The organism is Demequina sp. NBRC 110056 (genome assembly GCF_002090155.1).
GTDB lineage: Bacteria > Actinomycetota > Actinomycetes > Actinomycetales > Demequinaceae > Demequina.
Genome location: NZ_BBRM01000007.1, coordinates 1 through 17,301, shown reverse-complemented (window position 1 = coordinate 17,301; position 17,301 = coordinate 1). Strand labels below are relative to the sequence as shown.

The following is a 17,301-nucleotide window of genomic DNA, read 5'->3' as shown; positions in this document are numbered from 1 at the left end:
GTTCGCCGGCCCCCTCCCGAACCCCCCTGGAGACTCCTGTGTCAACGATGACCCCCGCGACGATGCTCAAGCGTCCCGAGCGCAACAAGGGCGGCGCCAAGCGTCAGCTGTCGCCCGCCGCCAAGCGTCGCAGCCTCACCGGCTGGGCGTTCCTCATCCCGGCCGCCGTCCTCATCGGCGTGATGATGTTCTGGCCGATGTTCCAGGCGCTGATCCTGTCCTTCCAGACGGGTCGCGGCACCAACCTGGACTGGGCCGACCCGCTGCTGTTCAACTACGACCGCATGCTGGACGACGACGTCTTCCGGCTGACGATGACCAACACGTTGCTGTACCTGGTGATCCAGGTGCCGATCATGCTGATCTCGGCGCTCGTGCTGGCGAACATCCTCAACAACCCGAGGCTGCGGTGGAAGAGCTTCTGGCGCACGGCGATCTTCGTGCCCGCGGCGATCTCGCTGGTGTCCTACTCGCTGGTGTTCCGCACGATCTTCGCCACAGACGGGTTGGTGAACGACTTCCTTCTGTGGGTGGGCTTCATCGACCTGCCGATCAACTGGCTGGGCGAGACCGGTACGGCGCGCCTGGTCATCATCCTGGGCCTGTTGTGGCGCTGGACCGGGTTCAACGTCATCTTCTACCTGGCGGCGCTCCAGAACATCGACCCGACGACCCTCGAGGCCGCCAAGATGGACGGCGCCGGCCCCATTCGAACCTTCTTCTCTGTGACGATCCCGCAGATGAAGCCCATGATCCTGCTCACCGTCATCATGTCGACCAACGGCACCATCCAGATGTTCGACGAGTCGTACAACCTGACGCGAGGCGGCCCCGCGAACACCACGATGACGATGTCGCACTACCTCTACGAGGTCTCCTTCCAGAACAACCCCAACTTCGGCTACGGCGCGGCGCTGTCGTACGTGATCCTCATCATCGTCGCCGTCCTCGCCGCCATCCAGATGAAGGTCGGTGACAAGCGTGACTGACGTGACGACCACCTCCGCACGGCCGAAGGCCGGCGAGAAGCCCCTGGGCGCGCGGCTGCGCTCGGCAGGCAAGTACGTGTTCCTCAGCATCGTCGCCCTGCTGTCGATCGGGCCGCTGTACTTCATGGTCGTCTCGGCGACCAACACGACGCAGGACGTGCTCGCCTCGAGCATGCTGCCCGGATCCAACCTCATCGCGAACTGGCAGTCGCTGACCGAGTTCCAGGACGTCGGCTCCGCCATGTACCACTCGACGCTCAACGCGGTGGCGACCACGGTGCTGGCGCTCGTCGTCTGCTCGATCGCCGGCTACGGCTTCGAGGTCTATCACTCGCCCAACAAGGACCGCCTCATGTGGGTCCTCATGCTGGCGATGATGATCCCGTTCGCGGCGACCATGATCCCGCTGTTCCAGCTGTTCGCGGACTTCGGGCTCATCAACTCCACCTGGGCGGTGGTCCTCCCGGCGATCTCGACGCCGCTGCTGATCCTGCTGTTCCGGCAGTCCGCACGCAGCTTCCCGCACGAGATCATCGAGGCTGCGCGCATCGATGGCCTCAAGGAGGTCTCGATCTTCTTCCGCATGTTCGTGCCGACCATGAAGCCCACCTACGCGGCCGCGGCGGTCATCACGTTCATGACGGCGTGGAACAACTTCCTGTGGCCCAAGGTGATCCTGGTCAACCCGGACTACCAGACCATGCCGATGCTCATCTCGAACTTCACGGGCGGCTACGTCGTCGACTACGGCGCCCTCATGCTCGCGGTGCTCATCACCTCCCTGCCCACCATCATCATCTTCTTCGTCCTGCAGCGCTCCTTCGTCGCAGGCTTCACTGGAGTGGTCAAGTGACCTTCGTTCCCACCCGTATCACCGACCCCGAGTACGTCCACGAGCACCGCGCTGCGGCGCACAGCGACCACCGCTGGTTCGCCTCGCGAGACGAGGCGCTGTCCGGGGTGAGCTCCTTCGAGCAGAGCCTCAACGGCCTGTGGAAGGTGCATCACGCCAAGAACCCGTCGATGGTCATCGCCGGCTGGGAGCAGCCCGACCACGACGTCGACGGGTGGGACGACATCCCGGTGCCGGGTCACCTGCAGATGCACGGCTACGACCGCCCTCAGTACGCCAACGTGCAGTACCCCTGGGACGGGTCGGAGGACCTCGAGCCCGGCCAGGTGCCGCAGCAATGGAACCCGGTCGCCAGCTACGTCCGGCACTTCTCCCTGGACCAGCCGTTGGCCGACGGCGAGCGCCTGTCGGTGACCTTCCACGGCGCCGAGAGTGGCGTCGCGGTCTGGCTCAACGGCGCCTACGTCGGTTGGGCGACGGACTCCTTCACGCCGTCGGAGTTCGACCTCACCGACCACCTCGTGGACGGACCCAACCGCCTCGCGGTGCAGGTGTTCCGGTGGACGGCGGCCTCGTGGCTCGAGGACCAGGACTTCTTCCGGTTCCACGGGCTGTTCCGCGACGTCACCCTCTACCGGCGTCCCGCGGTGCACGCCCAGGACGTGACGGTGGGAACCGCCGTCGCCGCGGATCGCGCGAGCGCGACCATCACTGTGGATGTGGACCTCGACGGCGAGGGCGCCGTTCGCGCGTCCCTCGGCGACGGGACCGAGCTGTCCCGCGGTGACGACGGCCGCCTCACCGCGACGCTGACGGACCCCCGGCTGTGGAGCGCCGAGGACCCCTACCTCCACGACCTGCTCATCGAGGTGCTCGACGCCCAGGGTGAGGTCGCCGAGGTGGTGCCCCAGCGCATCGGCCTGAGGCAGGTCGTCATCGAGGACGCGCAGGTCAAGGTCAACGGCGAGCGCGTGGTGTTCTACGGCACCAACCGTCACGAGTTCGGCCCCCGCGGCCGCGTCATGACGCGCGACGAGATCGCCGCGGACCTGCACCTCATGAAGCGCGCGAACATCAACGCGGTGCGCACCAGCCACTATCCGAACCAGACGGCGTTCTACGAGCTGTGCGACGAGCTCGGCCTGTACGTCATCGACGAGATGAACCTCGAGACTCACGCCATGTGGGACCGGGTCATCCAGGGCGAGCTCACGGTCGAGCAGTCGCTTCCCGGCGACCGCGTCGAGTGGCGTGCCGCCCTCATGGATCGCGCGGCGAGCATGTTCGAGCGCGACAAGAACCACGCGAGCGTCGTCATCTGGTCGCTGGGCAACGAGTCGTTCGGCGGCGGCGTGCTGCTCGAGGTGGGCGACTGGCTGCGCGGCGCGGACCCGTCGCGCCCGGTCCACTACGAGGGCGTCCACTGGGACCCGCGCCACCCGGAGACCACTGACATCACCAGCCAGATGTACACGCCGGCGGCGGACGTCGAGGAGCACCTGCGCGTGCACCGCGACAAGCCGTTCATCCTGTGCGAGTACGCGCACTCGATGGGCAACTCGTTCGGCGCGGTCGACAAGTACGTGGACCTCACGGAGCGCGAGCCGCTGTTCCAGGGCGCGTTCATCTGGGACTTCGTGGACCAGGCGCTGCCGCTCACGGACCGCTACGGCGTCGACTACATGGGCTACGGCGGCGACCACGGCGAGGCGCCGCACGACGCGGAGTTCTCCGCCAACGGCATCGTCTTCGCCGACCGCACCCCCACGCCCGCGTACCAGGAGGTGCGCTACCTGTACCAGCCGCTGCGGACCGTCATCGGCGAGGACTTCTTCGAGGTGCGCAGCCGGCGCGTGTTCGCCTCGACCGCGGACCTCGAGGCCGTCGTGACGCTCGCGCGCGAGGGCGTGACGCTGCGCGAGGAGGCGCTCGCGATCGACGTCGCCCCCGGGACGACCGAGCGCTACCCGCTGCCGTTCGCGGTGCCCGCGGCCGGCGAGCACACCGTCGAGGTCTCGTACCGGCAACGGCGATCCACGCCGTGGGCGCCGGCCGGGTACGAGGTGGGCTGGGAGCAGGCGGTGGTCGGGACGGCCGATGCGCGCTCGCGCCACGTCTCCGCCGCGCCTCCGCGCGTGGTCGAGTCCACGCACAACATCGGCGTGCACGGACCGCACTTCTCGGCGCTGTTCTCGCGCCTGCACGGCGGGCTCATCTCCTACCGGTTCGGCCGCACGTCGGACGGTGGCCGCGAGCTGCTGCGGGACATCCCGCAGCCCAGCTTCTGGCACGCGCCCACGTCGAACGAGCGTGGCTGGGGGATGCCGTTCCGCGACGGCCAGTGGCTGCTCGCGAGCCGCTACCGCAAGGCACGCGAGGGCTTCGAGCGCGCCAAGGTGGTGCGTCACGCCGACGCGGTCGACATCGTCTACGGGTACGAGCTGCCCACGGTGCCGCCGAGCGAGGTGGACGTCACCTACCGGGTCGACGGCGAGGGGCACGTCCAGGTGACCGTCGACCTGCGCGCCGGCGAGGGACTGCCCGACGCCCCCGAGGTCGGCTTCCTGCTCACCGTCGACGCCGACCTGCGACGCCTGCGCTGGTACGGCGAGGGTCCGCACGAGAGCTACGTCGACCGCCGCGGAGCCGCGCGCCTGGGCGTGTGGGACGGCGACGTGCACGAGCAGCTCACGTCGTACGTGCGTCCCCAGGAGTCCGGCAGCCACACCGGCGTGCGGTGGGCGGAGGTCACCGATGGGTCCGGGTTCGGCATCAGGGTCGACGGCGACGCGATGGAGCTGTCCGCGCTGCCGTGGACGCCCTTCGAGGTCGAGAACGCCCGTCACCCGAACGAGCTCCCGCCCATCCACCGCACGGTGCTGCGCCCCGCGCTGCAGCGGCGCGGCGTGGGCGGCGACCAGTCGTGGGGCGCCATGACCCACCCGGAGTATCAGGTGCCTCAGGGCGACCACTCGTTCACGTTCGGCTTCGTGGGCGTGCTGAGGTAGTCTCCCGGCGGCGGGTGGACCCATCCGCCCGCCGCCGGACTCCGAAGGCCTCCCATGAGCATGCTGAACACCACCCGTCTCGTCGCCCTCACCTCGCTCGCCGCGCTGTCCCTGGCCGCGTGCGCCGCCTCCTCCGAACCGGAGGACGCCTCCACCGAGCCCGAGGCCACGATGGAGTCCACGCACGACGCCATGGAGGACTCCATGGACAAGGAGCCCACGGACGAGGCGATGGAGAGGGAGCCCACCGAGGACGCGATGGCCGAGGAGGTCGCCGTCCCCGAGCAGCTCCAGTGGACCGCGCCCACGGTCGCGGGTGGCGAGTTCGACGGCGCGAGCCTCGCGGGCACCGACGCGATCCTGTGGATCTGGGCATCCTGGTGCCCCGTGTGCCAGGCCGAGGCCCCCACGGTCGCCGCGGCGAGCGCCCAGCTGCCCGAGGGCGTCGAGATCTACGGCCTGCCTGGCCGCTCCGACCAGGCCGCCGCCGAGGCGTTCGTCGAGTTCTACGAGCTCGAGGGCTTCGACCACATCATGGATGAGGAGGCGGTGCTGTGGGCGAACTTCGGCGTCTCGTACCAGCCGGCCTTCGTCCTCATCAATGACGACGGCACCATCGAGTCGATCCCCGGTTCGCTGAGCGAGCAGGGCATCCTCGACGCCGCGGAGCAGCTCGCCGCGACCTGATCGGTCTGGCGCGGCCCGCACCGCGCCACCCCACGCTGTGCCACCCCACGCTTTCACGCGAATCGGATCCATCTCGCTGTTCCCCGGCCTTGGAGCAGTGAGTTGGATCCTTTTCGCTGTTCAGGGCAGGGGTGCTGAGAAGCGGTGGAGCGTGCGCAGCGCCGATGCGCGGGCTGGCCTGGTGGCCGCCGTGGCAGTGCAACGGTCGTCGGGTAGGCCGGGCGAGTGGGCTCGCCACGTGACCGGTCTGGCGCCGCCGGGTCAGTCGGACTTGGCGGCCGCGCGCACGGCGTCGAGGGTCGCCGCCGGCGCCACCTGGATGCGGGGCGCCGCAGGCGCCTGCGAACCCTCGCCCTGCTCGGGTGACGTCGAGCGGGAGACGGCGACCGCATCGGCGCTGCTGCCGTCCTTGGTGCTGTGTCCCCCCTCCGCGCGGCGGCTGGCGACGAGGATCCACACCACAGCGGCCGCGATCACGATCACGAACACCACGAGCGCGACGGTGCCCCACGAGTCGATCCACTGCGACACCGCGCCCTGCCACTTCGCGGTGGTGGTGAGGACCGGGTTGAGCGCGGTGACGCCGTAGCGCGGCAGGACCTCGGCGAGGCCGAACACGAGGACGTAGAGGCCGGCGAGCACCATCAGCCCGCCGCCGATGCGCATGAGCAGCGGCGTCTTCGACCGCAGCGCTGAGGCGGCCGACGACCCTGCTACCGCAGCGAGGATCGACACCGCGAGGATCGACGCGCCCATGCCCGCCGCGTAGATGAGGAACGGCGCGACCGCGCCGACCGGACCGGTGGCGGCGAGCGCCTGGGCGACGATCGCGAGGAAGAGGCCGATGGTGCAGCTCATCGAGGCGAGCGCGAACGTCGCGCCGTAGCCCACCTGGGACCAGAACGCCTTGCCGGGCGCGGTGCCGCGCACGCGTAGCCCGGGGCCCTTGAGCTCGCCGCCGCGCAGCAGCACGACGCCGAGCCAGATCAGGACGACGCCGATGGCGGTCGTCACGTACGACAGGTACGGGAGGATCGAGCCCTGCAGGCCGGCGTTGACCGCCCCGAACAGCAGGCCGAACGCGGTGAAGATGGCCATGAAGCCCACGGTCATCGCGAGCCCGAACCCGACCGCGCGGCGGAGCGCGACGGCGCGGGTGACGCCCGCATCGGCGCTGCCCGTCACCAGCACGGTGATGTAGGCCGGCAGCAGGGCGAAGCCGCACGGGTTGAAGGCGGCGACGGCGCCGAGGAGCAGCGCGTAGGCGGCGGCGGTGGGGTCAATCACGAAGGTCCTCTCCTGGCAGGAGTCTAGGCGGGGGCTGATCTGCATTCGGGGCGGAGCGGTCGCCGGACGGGTTGCTTCCCTTCATGCGATTGATAACCGTTCTCGTTATCGTGTACGGTGGCGACTGCCGGGATGATCCGGCCACTCGAATCGAAAGGACGCCCCACCCCTGGGGCCAGGTAGACCACATGCTCCCCACCGCCCGACCCGCCCGCACCGCCGCCGTGGCCGCTGCAGCGGCGCTCGCGCTCGCACTGACCGCGTGCGCGACCGAGGACGAACCGCTCGACGACACGACGGCAGCTGCCGGCCACGATGAGGCCGACCATGACGAGGCCGAGCACGACCACGACGAGGCCACGGACGCCGCGTCGGAGAACGCCTCGGCGACCCCGCGCATCGTCGCGACCTACGACGGCGGGATCGTCGTGCTCGACGCGGCATCCCTCGAGACCGTCGCGGATCTTCCGCTCGACGGCTTCAACCGCCTGAGCGACGCCGGCGACGGCCGCCACGTGGCGGTGTCCACGACCGGCGGCTGGGCCGTCCTGGACGCGGGCACCTGGTCGCAGGCGCACGGCGATCACTTCCACTACTACACCGCCGAGCCGGCGCTCACGGACGTCATCGTCGAGGCCGAGGTGCCCGGGCACGTCGTGCCGCATGGCGAGCTGGCGGCGCTGTGGGACGACGGCACCGGCCACGTCACCGTGGTCGAGATCAGCGAGTGGGCGGACATGGTCGAGCACGCCCACGTGCACGCCATCGATGAGTGGACGGCCGAGTCGCCGCACCACGGCGTGGCCGTGATCGACGGGGCCGGCGTGCTCTACACGACCGTCGGCGACGACGAGTCCCGCTCGGGAGCGCAGGCGCTGCTCGACGGCGAGGTCATCGCGTCGACCGACGAGTGCCCCGGCGTCCACGGCGAGACCGCCTTCCACACCGCCGAGGACGAGGAGCTCGTGGCGTTCGGCTGCGAGGACGGCGTCGCCGTCTTCCACGGCGACCACGTCCACAAGCTGACGTCCCCCACCGACTTCGGGCGCATCGGCAACCTGTTCGCCACGGACGGCAACGACATCGTCCTGGGCGACTACAAGTCCGACCCCGAGGGCGGGCTGGGCCTGTCCGAGATCGCGCTCATCGACCCCGAGGGCGAGACCATCACGACCGTCGACCCGTTCGCGGGTGACGACGCGACCTACACCTGGCGCGGCCTGCGCCGCGGCACCGACGGCGAGGTGCTGGTGCTCGGCACCGACGGCTCGCTGCGCGTGATCGACCCGGCGACGGGCGACGTGACCTCGACGATCCCCGTCATCGACGCGTGGGAGGTGCCCGAGGAGTGGCAGACCGCCCACCCGGCGCTCGCGGTCGTCGAGGGCATGGCGTTCGTGACCGACCCGGCGACCGGGACCATCACGAGCGTCGACTACGTCGGAGGCGAGGTGTTCCGCACGGCCGATGCGGGCGTCGCCTTCAACGAGGTGGTGGGCGTCACCGGTTGACGTCCGCTTCCTTCTCTCACACGAGGGCCTCGCACCCGGGCGGATCGCCAGCCTCCCGGTGCGGGGCCCTCGGTCCTTTCGCGGGTGGGTCCGCGGGTCGAGGTGACGTTCTCGGGAACTCGCTTTCCTTCCTCTTTACGTGGTTTCGATCCCTGCGCTAGCGTCGATGCCAGCCGCCTACGAAGGAGTCCCCGGTGATCGAAGTAGCAGGCCTGACCAAGACCTACGGCCCCAAGCGCGCAGTCGACGACATCTCCTTCACCGCACCCGCGGGCTCGGTGACCGGCTTCCTCGGGCCGAACGGCGCGGGCAAGTCCACGACCATGCGCATGATCATGGGTCTCGACCGGCCCGACGCCGGGACGGCGACCATCGATGGGATGCACATCGCGGCCCACGCGGCACCCATGCACGTGGTGGGCGCGCTCCTCGAGGCGAAGTCGGTCACGCCCGGCCGGACCGCGCGCAACCACCTGCGCGTTCTTGCCGCGACCCACGGCATTGGCGAGAGGCGCGTCGACGAGGTCATCCAGATGACCGGCCTCGACTCGGTGGCGAAGAAGCGCGTCAAGGGTTTCTCACTCGGCATGGGACAGCGCCTCGGCATCGCGACCGCGATGCTCGGCGACCCCGCCACGCTCATCATGGACGAGCCGGTCAATGGACTCGACCCCGACGGCGTGCTGTGGGTGCGCAACCTCGCTCGCCACTTCGCCTCGGAGGGCCGCACCGTGCTGCTGTCGAGCCACCTCATGAGCGAGGTGCAGCTCACAGCCGATCGCGTGGTCGTCATCGGCCGGGGCAAGATCCTCGCCCAAGGCTCGGTCGCGGACTTCACCGCGGAGGCGGCCACGGGCGCCGTGACGGTGAAGACGTCGGACGACGAGGCCTTCGCGGCGCTGGTCGCGGGTGAGGGAGCCGAGGCGACCCGGACGAGCGACGCGCTGGTGGTGAACGGGCTTGAGCCGCCGCGCATCGCGCAGCTCGCCGTGGGCGCCGGGCTCGACCTGCACGAGCTGGTCAAGACCAACGCGACCCTGGAAGAGGCGTACCTGCGCCTCACGGCCGATGCGGTCGAATACCACGCCGACTCGCAGCAGGGAGCGGCCCGGTGAGCGCCACCGTCGCCAATGCGAAGCTCAGCTACGGAAGCGCCGTGCGCTCCGAGCTCCTCAAGGTCACGACGATGCGGTCCATGTGGTGGATCCTCATCGTGTCGGTGGCGATGGGCATCTTCATCCTCGCGACCTCGAGCGAGCCGCCGCCCGAGCCGGGGGTCGAGGCCGAGTGGACCGCGGTGACCAGCGCCAAGGGCATCCTCACGCCGTGGGTGATCCTCGCCGTGTACGCCGCGCTGCAGGCCACCGGCGAGTGGAGTTCGGGCATGTACCGCGTGTCGTTCGCGGTCGTGCCCCGGCGCAACCTGTGGCTCGCTGCGAAGGCGACTGCGCTCGGCATCTTCGCCGGCGCCGTTTCGATCCTGGTGATGATCACCTCAGTCGTCACCACGCTCGTGAAGTTCGGCAACGTCGGCGCGACCATCGACTTCGCCGTGGGCCACACCTGGCAGATCTTCATTGGGGTGCCCGCTGTGTGCATCATGACGGCGATCATGGCCGTGGGCATCGGAGCGCTCGTGCGCTCGAGCGGCATCGCCGTGACCGCGGTGGTGGGGCTCTTGGTGGTGCTCCCCTTCGCTGGACTCTTCGGACTCCAGTGGCTCGCGCACATCACGGCCTACCTGCCGAGCGGTGCGGGCGACTCGATCATCGGTGCCGGTTCGTTCGGCGTGACGCCGGACGACATCGGCCCGTGGCTCGGAACGGTGGTGCTGCTCGCCTGGTCGGTCGGCGCCTGCATCGCAGCGTCCGTCGCGATGAGCCGGCGCGACGCCTAGACCCCCCTGCAGCACGTCAACCCCGACGAGGAGAACCCCATGGACGTATCGATCACCTCCGGCCCCGCCTTCGCGATGGGCACCATCTCCATCCCGCCGGGCGGCTCCGTGCGCGTCGAGGCGGGCGCGATGGCCATGACGCGCGGCGACATCACCATCGAGACGTCGACTCGAGGCGGCTTCATGAGCGGCCTCAAGCGCTCGCTCGGCGGTGAGAGCTTCTTCGTCAACGACTTCCACTCGGGATCCGGCGGCCAGGTGGGCGTGGCAGCGACGCTGCCGGGCGACATGGCGGAGGTCACGCTGTCCGGCTCCGGTGCGCTGCTCGTGCAGTCCGGATCGTGGATCGCGTCCGACGCGTCCATCGAGGTCGACTCGAAGTGGGGCGGCGGCAAGAGCTTCTTCTCCGGCGAGGGCCTCATCCTCCTGCGCTGCACCGGAGCCGGCGAGCTGCTGCTCGCCTCCTACGGCGCGATCCAGTCCGTCACCCTCGAGCAGGGCGAGACGCTGACGCTCGACACCGGGCACGTGGTCGCGTTCGACGACTCGGTCCAGTACTCCGTGCGCAAGGCCGGCTCGTGGAAGTCCACGATCCTCGGCGGCGAGGGCCTCGTCACCGACTTCACCGGCCCGGGGCGCGTGTGGCTGCAGACCCGCTCGAGCAACGACCTCATCGACTGGATCAAGCGGGTCAACCCGCAGCGCAGCAGCTAGGCCGCAGCCGCGGTTGCATTCTTAGTGTCACTTGTGAGGCCCATCGCTAGTTGAGCACTTGCTCAGGTACGGCTGAGAATGTTTCGCTGTGGTCGGCGGCCTGAAGGCGCCGAGTACATGCCTCTCTATCGGGGCAGCGCTTGGCGGGTTAGGGGCGGCCCCCTCTCCTCGTAGCAGGCGACACTTGCGCTTAAGGCAATACGCTAGTTCGCGTGGCGAGCACTCTAGGTGGATTGCAGGACTACTCCCGCCTCCACGACCGGTGGGGATCGTTGCTCGGCCCCCATGTTCCGGACCTAGGGCAGATCTACTCGACCACGGCGCGCGTTTTCCCGGATCGAAACCGAGTGTTCAGGGCTTTCAGTGCCACACCATTCGGACAGGTGCGGGTGGTCCTGCTGGGCCAAGACCCATACGACACAGTCGGGCGTGCTGACGGATTGGCTTTCTCCCAGCCGGGAGGTGTCGCGAAGCGATCTGCGCTCCATAGACTCTTTCTGAACTTAGAACGCGACCCGAATATCGCGTTCTCTCGGCCGCGTTCCGGCGATCTCACGAAGTGGGCGGAGAAGGGCGTTCTCCTGTTGAATGCTGCTTTGACCGTTGCGGAAAGGGTGCCGAGGTCACATCTTGCCTTCTGGCAGCCGTTCACGCGCGAAGTCCTTCGCAGCGTGAGCTCCGCGAACTCACGAGCGGTGTTTGTGCTGCTTGGTGGAGACGCAGTGAAGCTAGCTCTCCCCGAACTCCAGGGTGTCCCAGACAGGCGCATCATCCGTGCTGCCCATCCCATGGCGGGAAACTCTGGGGGTGAACGGCCCTTCCATAGTGTCCGCGTATTCAGCGAGGTAAACAGTGTGCTCCCAGCCAATGCGACAGTCGACTGGTCGCTATGATCGACAGGCGCGTGAAGCGCGCGACACGCGCGGTCGTCTGGAGGGCCGTCGGCAACGTCGAGATCGCGGTAGTGCCGCTCTCGATCGCGCGCACCAAACGGTGATGTTCGCCGGAGCCGCCCACGGCCTCCAGGGCGCCGGACCTATCGCAGGATGAGACTGCGCGCCGTTTGGCGAGGCGACGGATTCACGGCACAGGGCGCTCATCGGCACCGCCGGACTTGGGCTCGCCAGCGGGGCGTCCCTCCCGGTCCACCAAAGCGGCAAGTGGGTGCGCAGTTCGTACCGGGACTAGTGACTACAACGCAGACCGCCAGACACCGAAGCTTTGCCGCGCGCAAAGGGAACGAACCCCGAGGCAACGTGGTAACGGCGGGATCGGAGCCTGTGGATAGTTGTCTGACACCACGGATGCAATGGTTGCCGCGTGCGCGGCAATGCCTCTTGCCGGCCTCACCACGATCACAAGTCTCGTAGTCGCGCGGGGCCATGTAGTCGAGAGGTGCGATGCCCGTCGTCACGAAGTAGGAGATTGGCTTTGGGCCGAGGGCGTCGAGGTTGCGTTCGCCTGTCGGGTGAGGCACCAGGTTCTGGAGCCGTGCTTTCGCCAACCGGAGTGCTGCCGGTCGCGGCCACGGCTCGCGACCCGCTCGTGCTTCAGCGACTGGACACGGTCCACGACGCCATTGAGCGCTGTATCTCCTCGCGAAGTCCGATACGTGGACGATGCTCGATGAGCTTCTCGCCAAAGCGGAGCCCGTCTGCGAAGCAAGTCCCTATTAGCGTCGACGACGCCGACGCACTTGGGATCCTTGGCAGTCGACGCATGCGCATCAAGAGTGCTACGCGCAACGGTCTAGGCGTGCGATCTGCCTCGAACTGGGGCGGCGCACCCGGGCCTAGTGGCCGTTCGTTCGAGGTCGAGCGGGGTGACCTTCAAGGTAGTCCACCGCGATCTCAAGCCCTGAGAGGAATTGCAGGTTGTTGCGAGCGGCGTTGCGAGCCGCCTTAAGTGCATGGGAAAGACTGAGGCTCGCGCCGGAGAGATCCCCACGCGACGCAGCACTTCGGGCGCTGGCGAGTGATTCTTCAGCCTCACCTGTCACCCGGGTGCACTGATCTTCTGCCCAGTCCCTGCACTGTCGAGCGGCCAGAAGCGATCTCCGAACATCACGACGAACAAACATGCCGCTTCCGATGGCGGCGGCCAACTCCTCAGCGCGGGCATGGGCAACCCGGCACGCTAGAAGATTCCGGACGGCCTCATCGAGGAGAAACTGAATGTCATCCACGCCGTATGCGTCGTACTTGTGCTTGTCAAAGCTCACGGCTGCCCTCCTTTAAGTTGCTGCACGTTCGGTTCGACGATGCGCCGTCGCGAGCGATCCACTCAATCGGGTCTGTGTCGCCCAGCGTCGGGTGGCTCTACCTCATGAGCGTTTGTGTCCAGGACTACGATCGCCTGCACGCAACAAAGGCTACTGAGTTAGTTTTGGCCAGCCAGTGCGGCTCACCGTATGCCCCTTTGGGCAAGTGCACGGCTGACAGAGCATTGCGCCGGCTCGACTGGCCAGCGGCTCGACCTCGATCGGAGCCGGACCTCGTCTCCGGGGTCAAGTCCCTGCAAATGGTGTAGCGAGTACCTTCGTTAGACGGTGAGTGCGAGCGGCTCAGTCACCTCCTCGAGGTCGTCGCTGGGGACTGTGGTGAATCGGCAGCGGGAGCGGGTCGCGAGTCCGAAGTAGCGCATGGTCTCGACCCACTTGTCGGTCTGATCCATACGGGCTGCGCGAACGTGCCGGTTGATTGCCTCCCGGGTTGCGAGTCTGCCGACGACGTCCGTGCATCGGCGGATCTCTTTGTTCAGCTTCTCGGCGGGGTTGTTGGATGAGATCTGTGTCCAGACGTCATTCGGGAACGCGGTGAACGCGAGTAGGTCGGCGCGCGGCGTCGAGACGCTCGACGACACCGGGCGGTCGCTCGCTGACGTAATACAGGAGCAGGTCGCCACAAGAGCGCGCGTGGACTCCGCGTCGGGTTGGCCATGGACGCTGTCGACCAGACCGCTGGAGCTGGCGGAGTTTTGTCACCCTCGCAGACCTCACCGATCTTCGCTACAGAGGCCGGGCCTGCGGCACCGGCCAGCGCCGCGACGGGACGCGCTTGCCTTCATTGTGTGCCTGGAGCTATGTCGTAATGCCAAAGCGCTGTGAGCCTAGAGCGCGCCCACTTCTGTCGTTGAGATTCGCGGTGAAGCCACAGCTATCGTCTGCATTGCCCAGCAACCTCCGGACTAGACCGGTAGTAGCGCCCAACTCGCGTCCAGTACCAGACCGGAGCGACCACTTGCAGTCCCTACAGCTCACCCTTGCGCTGCAGCCACTGCATCGCGACGTAGCCCAGGGGGATGCGGGCCCAGTACGTGATGAGTCGGTACACGATCACGACCGACGTCGCGACGCCGACGGACAGGCCCGCGGACGTGGTCAAACCGGTGATGAGGGCGAACTCGACCGCGCCTAGACCACCAGGCGTGGGGACCACGGCACCGACGGCGTTGGACAGGAAGAACAGCACCGCGACGTCGATGATCGCGAGCTCCTGGCCGAACGCCTGGAGCGTGCAGTAGAAGGCGCCCACGTAGGCGATCGTCTGGACGAAGTTGCCGGACAGGCCGAGCAGCAGGCGTAGCGGCTGGCCGAGCACCTGCACCAGGCGCGGCCAGGTCTGCCGCAGTGGCGGCATGATCTTGGCCAGCGCCCACCGGCGGATCTTGGGCACGAGCATCGCCGCGACGACCACCGCCACGACGATGCCGATGCCGAGCAGGACCGTGCCGGAGGGAAGCGCCGCCAGCGTGCCTTCGGAACCCGTGACGAGCGTGAGCACCAGCAGGCCACCGACCGTCACCACGATCGCGCTCACCTGCACCAGCGCGACGGTGGCTACCGCGAGCGGACCGGCGACGCGCCGCTTGGTCAGCAGTCGGAGGTTCAGCGCCGCGGGGCCGATGCCCGCAGGCACTGCGAGGGCGATGTATGCCGCCGCGACCTGCACGAGCAGCACCCGCGTCCACGGCAGCTTGATGGGCGAGAAGGCGATCATCGCGAGGGCCGCGCCCACGAAGGTGAACATGGCCCACACGAGCGCCGCGAGCAGCCACCACGGGTTGGCCTCCTGCACCGCGGTGATGACGTCCTGGGTGTTGAAGCCGGCGATGATCACCGCGACCGCGATGACAGCGGCGGCGATGGTGAGCACCGTGCGCCAGCCGAAGCGGACGATGTTCTGCTGCTCGATCTCGGCGTCGGGGAGTCGCTGCACGATGCTCGAGCGCATCTTCGGCAGCAGCTTCTCCTTCTTCACCGCCTGGCGCGTCTCGCGGGGCAGCACGATGGTCTGCAGCAGCGGCGCGATCTGCTCGACGACGTCCTCGCCGAGCGCGCGGAACGCCGCCTCGACGGCGCGGTCGGAGCCCACGATCGCGGCGGTCGCACCCATGACCTGCACGGCGTCGAGGCGGCGTGACAGCGCGGGCGCCGCGACCTCGCCCATCTCCCACGTCGTGATCCACACGACGGGCTCGCCGGTGCTGTCCTCCTCGCCCACGAGGATCGTGTCCGCGCTGAGCGACCGGTGCGAGATGCCGGCCTCGTTGGCCTTGCGCACCTCCGCCCACACCGCGTCCAGCAGGCTGTCGGTGACCTCGTCGTCGGGGATGTCACTCAGTGCGCGGGTGGCGAGCGGGCGCTGGTAGACGGTGATCATCGTGTCGCGCGCCTGGCTCATGCCGAGGACCCGGGCCGTGCGCACCCCCGCGGTGCGTGACGCGTGCGACGCGAGCGCCGTGGACTCCGCGGAGTGGCGCAGGCTGACCTCCGCGCGGGCATCGATGCCCCGGAAGCGCATGGTGTTCCACAGCTTGGTGAGGAAGCCGGCCGCGTGGCGGTCGCCGTCGAGAGCGATGGTGATGAGGCGGTGGCCCTCGACGGTGGTGACGTCGTAGACGCGTCCCGACCGGGTGCGTCCGAGCGCCGCGGACACCTCGTCGATGCCCTCGGGCTCGTAGCCGTCGTGCGTGTCCGAGCGCACCACGCGGCGCGGGTCGAAGCCGGCGCGGCGGATGCCCTCGACGAGCGCGGCGCCGTACGCGCGGTCGGCGGTCGAGCCCAGCAGCCACCGCAGGAACAGGCCGGACGAGCGGCCGATCAGCACGACCGCGACCACTGCAGGAAGCGTGACGATGCCGGACACGAACGCGACCGCGGACGCGACCCACAGCAGCGTCCACGACACCGAGAGCACGCGGCGCGTGGTGCGCAGGCCCGCCGCGGTGAGCATGGCGGCGACGGCGGCGAGGTACGCGGGCAGCTGAACGATCATCTCGCCGTCCGAGCCCCGCACCGACAGGCTCGCGATGAGCTCGTCGGCGCCCCACTCGAGCGTGGTGAACGCCGCGATGACGGTGACGATGAACGCGAGGACGGCGGCGCCGAGCACCTCGAGGATGCGTCGTGGCTCGCGGCGCGAGGCCAGATCGATGATGACCGCGGCGGGCACGATGAGCGTGACGATGCCGGAGAAGATGTTGACCGGGGCGACGAGCAGGCGCTGCAGCACAGCGGCGATGCCCTCGACGTCCTCGGCGAAGCCCTCCGTGGTGGCGTGCCCGTACGCGCCGAGCAGCAGCACGAGGACCACGCCCACGACGGTGCCGATCGCCGCGATCAGGTCGGTGACGCGATGCACCCGCATCGAGGGCTGATCGATGACTGTGACGCCACGCAGCGGGTCCGGCTCCTCCGGCTCGGCGTCCTCCACGAGCGGCTCCGCGCCGAGGCCGCCGGTCGCGTCGCCGTCGAGCGGCTCGGCCACGATCGGGTCGGCCACGATGGGGTCGTCCGCAGGGGTCTCCTGCGTCGAGCGGTCCCGGGCCATGAGGTGAGTCTAGGAGGTCACGCGCTCAGAACGGGGAAGCGCAACCCAGCCCGCGCATCGGCCCTGCGGACGCCCTAGGTGTTCTTCCCCGTGAGGTTGTGAACGCGGTCGGCGGGCGTTGATCCGTCGAGTGCGGTGTGGGCGCGATGGTGATTGTAGTGATGGAGCCAGTCGTCGTAGGTGGCTGCGCGGGCGGCGTCTGAGCGGTAGGTCTGGGCGTAGGCCCATTCGGCGGCAAGGGTCCGGTTGAACCGTTCGACCTTGCCGTTGGTTTGCGGCCGGTAGGGCCGGATACGGACATGGGTGATGTTGTCACCGAGGGCTTGAGCAAACACTCTCGAGCGGTAGCACGAGCCGTTGTCTGTCATCACGGCGGTGACGGTGATGCCATGGTCGGCGAAGAACGCGTTCGCTCGATGCCAGAACGCGGCCGCGGTCTCCTTGCGTTCGTCGGCGAGCTGTTCGGAGTAGACCAACCGGCTGCAGTCATCAACGGCGTGGTGGAGGTAGGCGTAGCCGATGCC

At 68.5% G+C, this 17,301-nt stretch carries 14 protein-coding genes; 9 read left to right on the top strand and 5 right to left on the bottom strand.

The genetic code is table 11. The features are described 5' to 3' along the window. Nucleotides 1–47 precede the first annotated feature (47 nt). From B7K25_RS11640 to B7K25_RS11625, 4 genes are read left to right on the top strand one after another with little or no spacing between them, the layout of a single operon-like run. A complete protein-coding gene (locus B7K25_RS11640; RefSeq protein WP_234988230.1) occupies nt 48–989 on the top strand; it encodes a carbohydrate ABC transporter permease in 942 nt (313 codons plus the stop codon). 1 nt (nt 990) lies between these two features. Then, nucleotides 991–1,842: a carbohydrate ABC transporter permease gene (locus B7K25_RS11635; RefSeq protein WP_234988228.1), complete on the top strand. Its 852-nt coding sequence runs from the start codon at nt 991–993 to the stop codon at nt 1,840–1,842. Then, complete coding sequence (locus tag B7K25_RS11630; RefSeq protein ID WP_084106240.1) at nt 1,839–4,850, top strand: glycoside hydrolase family 2 TIM barrel-domain containing protein; 3,012 nt, start codon at nt 1,839–1,841, stop codon at nt 4,848–4,850. Before B7K25_RS11635 ends, B7K25_RS11630 begins: the two co-directional genes overlap by 4 nt. 54 nt (nt 4,851–4,904) lie before the next feature. Next, nucleotides 4,905–5,537, top strand: a complete 633-nt coding sequence (locus B7K25_RS11625) for a redoxin domain-containing protein (RefSeq protein WP_084106239.1) — start codon at nt 4,905–4,907, stop codon at nt 5,535–5,537. Between the two features lie 261 nt (nt 5,538–5,798). On the opposite strand, the gene B7K25_RS11620 is transcribed toward B7K25_RS11625, so the two are convergent. Further along, nucleotides 5,799–6,824 carry a cytochrome c biogenesis CcdA family protein gene (locus B7K25_RS11620; protein WP_159450197.1) on the bottom strand — a complete coding sequence of 342 codons (1,026 nt, stop codon included), beginning with the start codon at nt 6,822–6,824 and terminating at the stop codon, nt 5,799–5,801. A 188-nt stretch (nt 6,825–7,012) separates the two neighbouring features. Between B7K25_RS11620 and B7K25_RS11615 the strand changes: the two genes are divergently transcribed. From B7K25_RS11615 to B7K25_RS14045, 5 genes are all read left to right on the top strand, one after another. After that, complete coding sequence (locus B7K25_RS11615) at nt 7,013–8,335, top strand: hypothetical protein (RefSeq protein ID WP_084106237.1); 1,323 nt, start codon at nt 7,013–7,015, stop codon at nt 8,333–8,335. Between the two features lie 194 nt (nt 8,336–8,529). Then, the gene (locus B7K25_RS11610) at nt 8,530–9,450 is read left to right on the top strand and encodes an ABC transporter ATP-binding protein (RefSeq protein WP_084106236.1); all 921 of its coding nucleotides are present in this window, start codon (nt 8,530–8,532) and stop codon (nt 9,448–9,450) included. Next, nucleotides 9,447–10,232, top strand: a complete 786-nt coding sequence (locus B7K25_RS11605) for a hypothetical protein (protein WP_084106235.1) — start codon at nt 9,447–9,449, stop codon at nt 10,230–10,232. Before B7K25_RS11610 ends, B7K25_RS11605 begins: the two co-directional genes overlap by 4 nt. Before the next feature lie 39 nt (nt 10,233–10,271). Next, nucleotides 10,272–10,946: a TIGR00266 family protein gene (locus B7K25_RS11600; RefSeq protein ID WP_084106234.1), complete on the top strand. Its 675-nt coding sequence runs from the start codon at nt 10,272–10,274 to the stop codon at nt 10,944–10,946. A gap of 212 nt (nt 10,947–11,158) precedes the next feature. Further along, complete coding sequence (locus tag B7K25_RS14045; RefSeq protein ID WP_084106233.1) at nt 11,159–11,839, top strand: uracil-DNA glycosylase; 681 nt, start codon at nt 11,159–11,161, stop codon at nt 11,837–11,839. An 899-nt stretch (nt 11,840–12,738) separates the two neighbouring features. Here the strand turns inward: B7K25_RS14045 and B7K25_RS13610 are convergent. From B7K25_RS13610 to B7K25_RS11580, 4 genes are all read right to left on the bottom strand, one after another. After that, entirely contained in the window at nt 12,739–13,167 is a 429-nt protein-coding gene (locus B7K25_RS13610; RefSeq protein ID WP_144018995.1) for a hypothetical protein, read from the bottom strand. 320 nt (nt 13,168–13,487) lie between these two features. Beyond that, nucleotides 13,488–13,901, bottom strand: coding sequence for a transposase (locus tag B7K25_RS14040; protein WP_084106232.1), 414 nt, complete (start codon nt 13,899–13,901; stop codon nt 13,488–13,490). A 293-nt stretch (nt 13,902–14,194) separates the two neighbouring features. Next, nucleotides 14,195–16,777 carry a lysylphosphatidylglycerol synthase transmembrane domain-containing protein gene (locus B7K25_RS11585; RefSeq protein ID WP_084106231.1) on the bottom strand — a complete coding sequence of 861 codons (2,583 nt, stop codon included), beginning with the start codon at nt 16,775–16,777 and terminating at the stop codon, nt 14,195–14,197. A 74-nt stretch (nt 16,778–16,851) separates the two neighbouring features. Next, nucleotides 16,852–17,301: integrase core domain-containing protein (locus B7K25_RS11580; RefSeq protein ID WP_144018994.1), on the bottom strand; the 450-nt coding region annotated here is incomplete at its 5' end.

Coding starts and splice junctions, on each gene's coding strand:
- B7K25_RS11640 (WP_234988230.1), top strand. CDS start 48: ATGACCCCCGCGACGATGCTCAAGCGTCCCGAGCGCAACAAGGGCGGC.
- B7K25_RS11625 (WP_084106239.1), top strand. CDS start 4,905: ATGAGCATGCTGAACACCACCCGTCTCGTCGCCCTCACCTCGCTCGCC.
- B7K25_RS11615 (WP_084106237.1), top strand. CDS start 7,013: ATGCTCCCCACCGCCCGACCCGCCCGCACCGCCGCCGTGGCCGCTGCA.
- B7K25_RS11600 (WP_084106234.1), top strand. CDS start 10,272: ATGGACGTATCGATCACCTCCGGCCCCGCCTTCGCGATGGGCACCATC.
- B7K25_RS11585 (WP_084106231.1), bottom strand. CDS start 16,777: ATGGCCCGGGACCGCTCGACGCAGGAGACCCCTGCGGACGACCCCATC.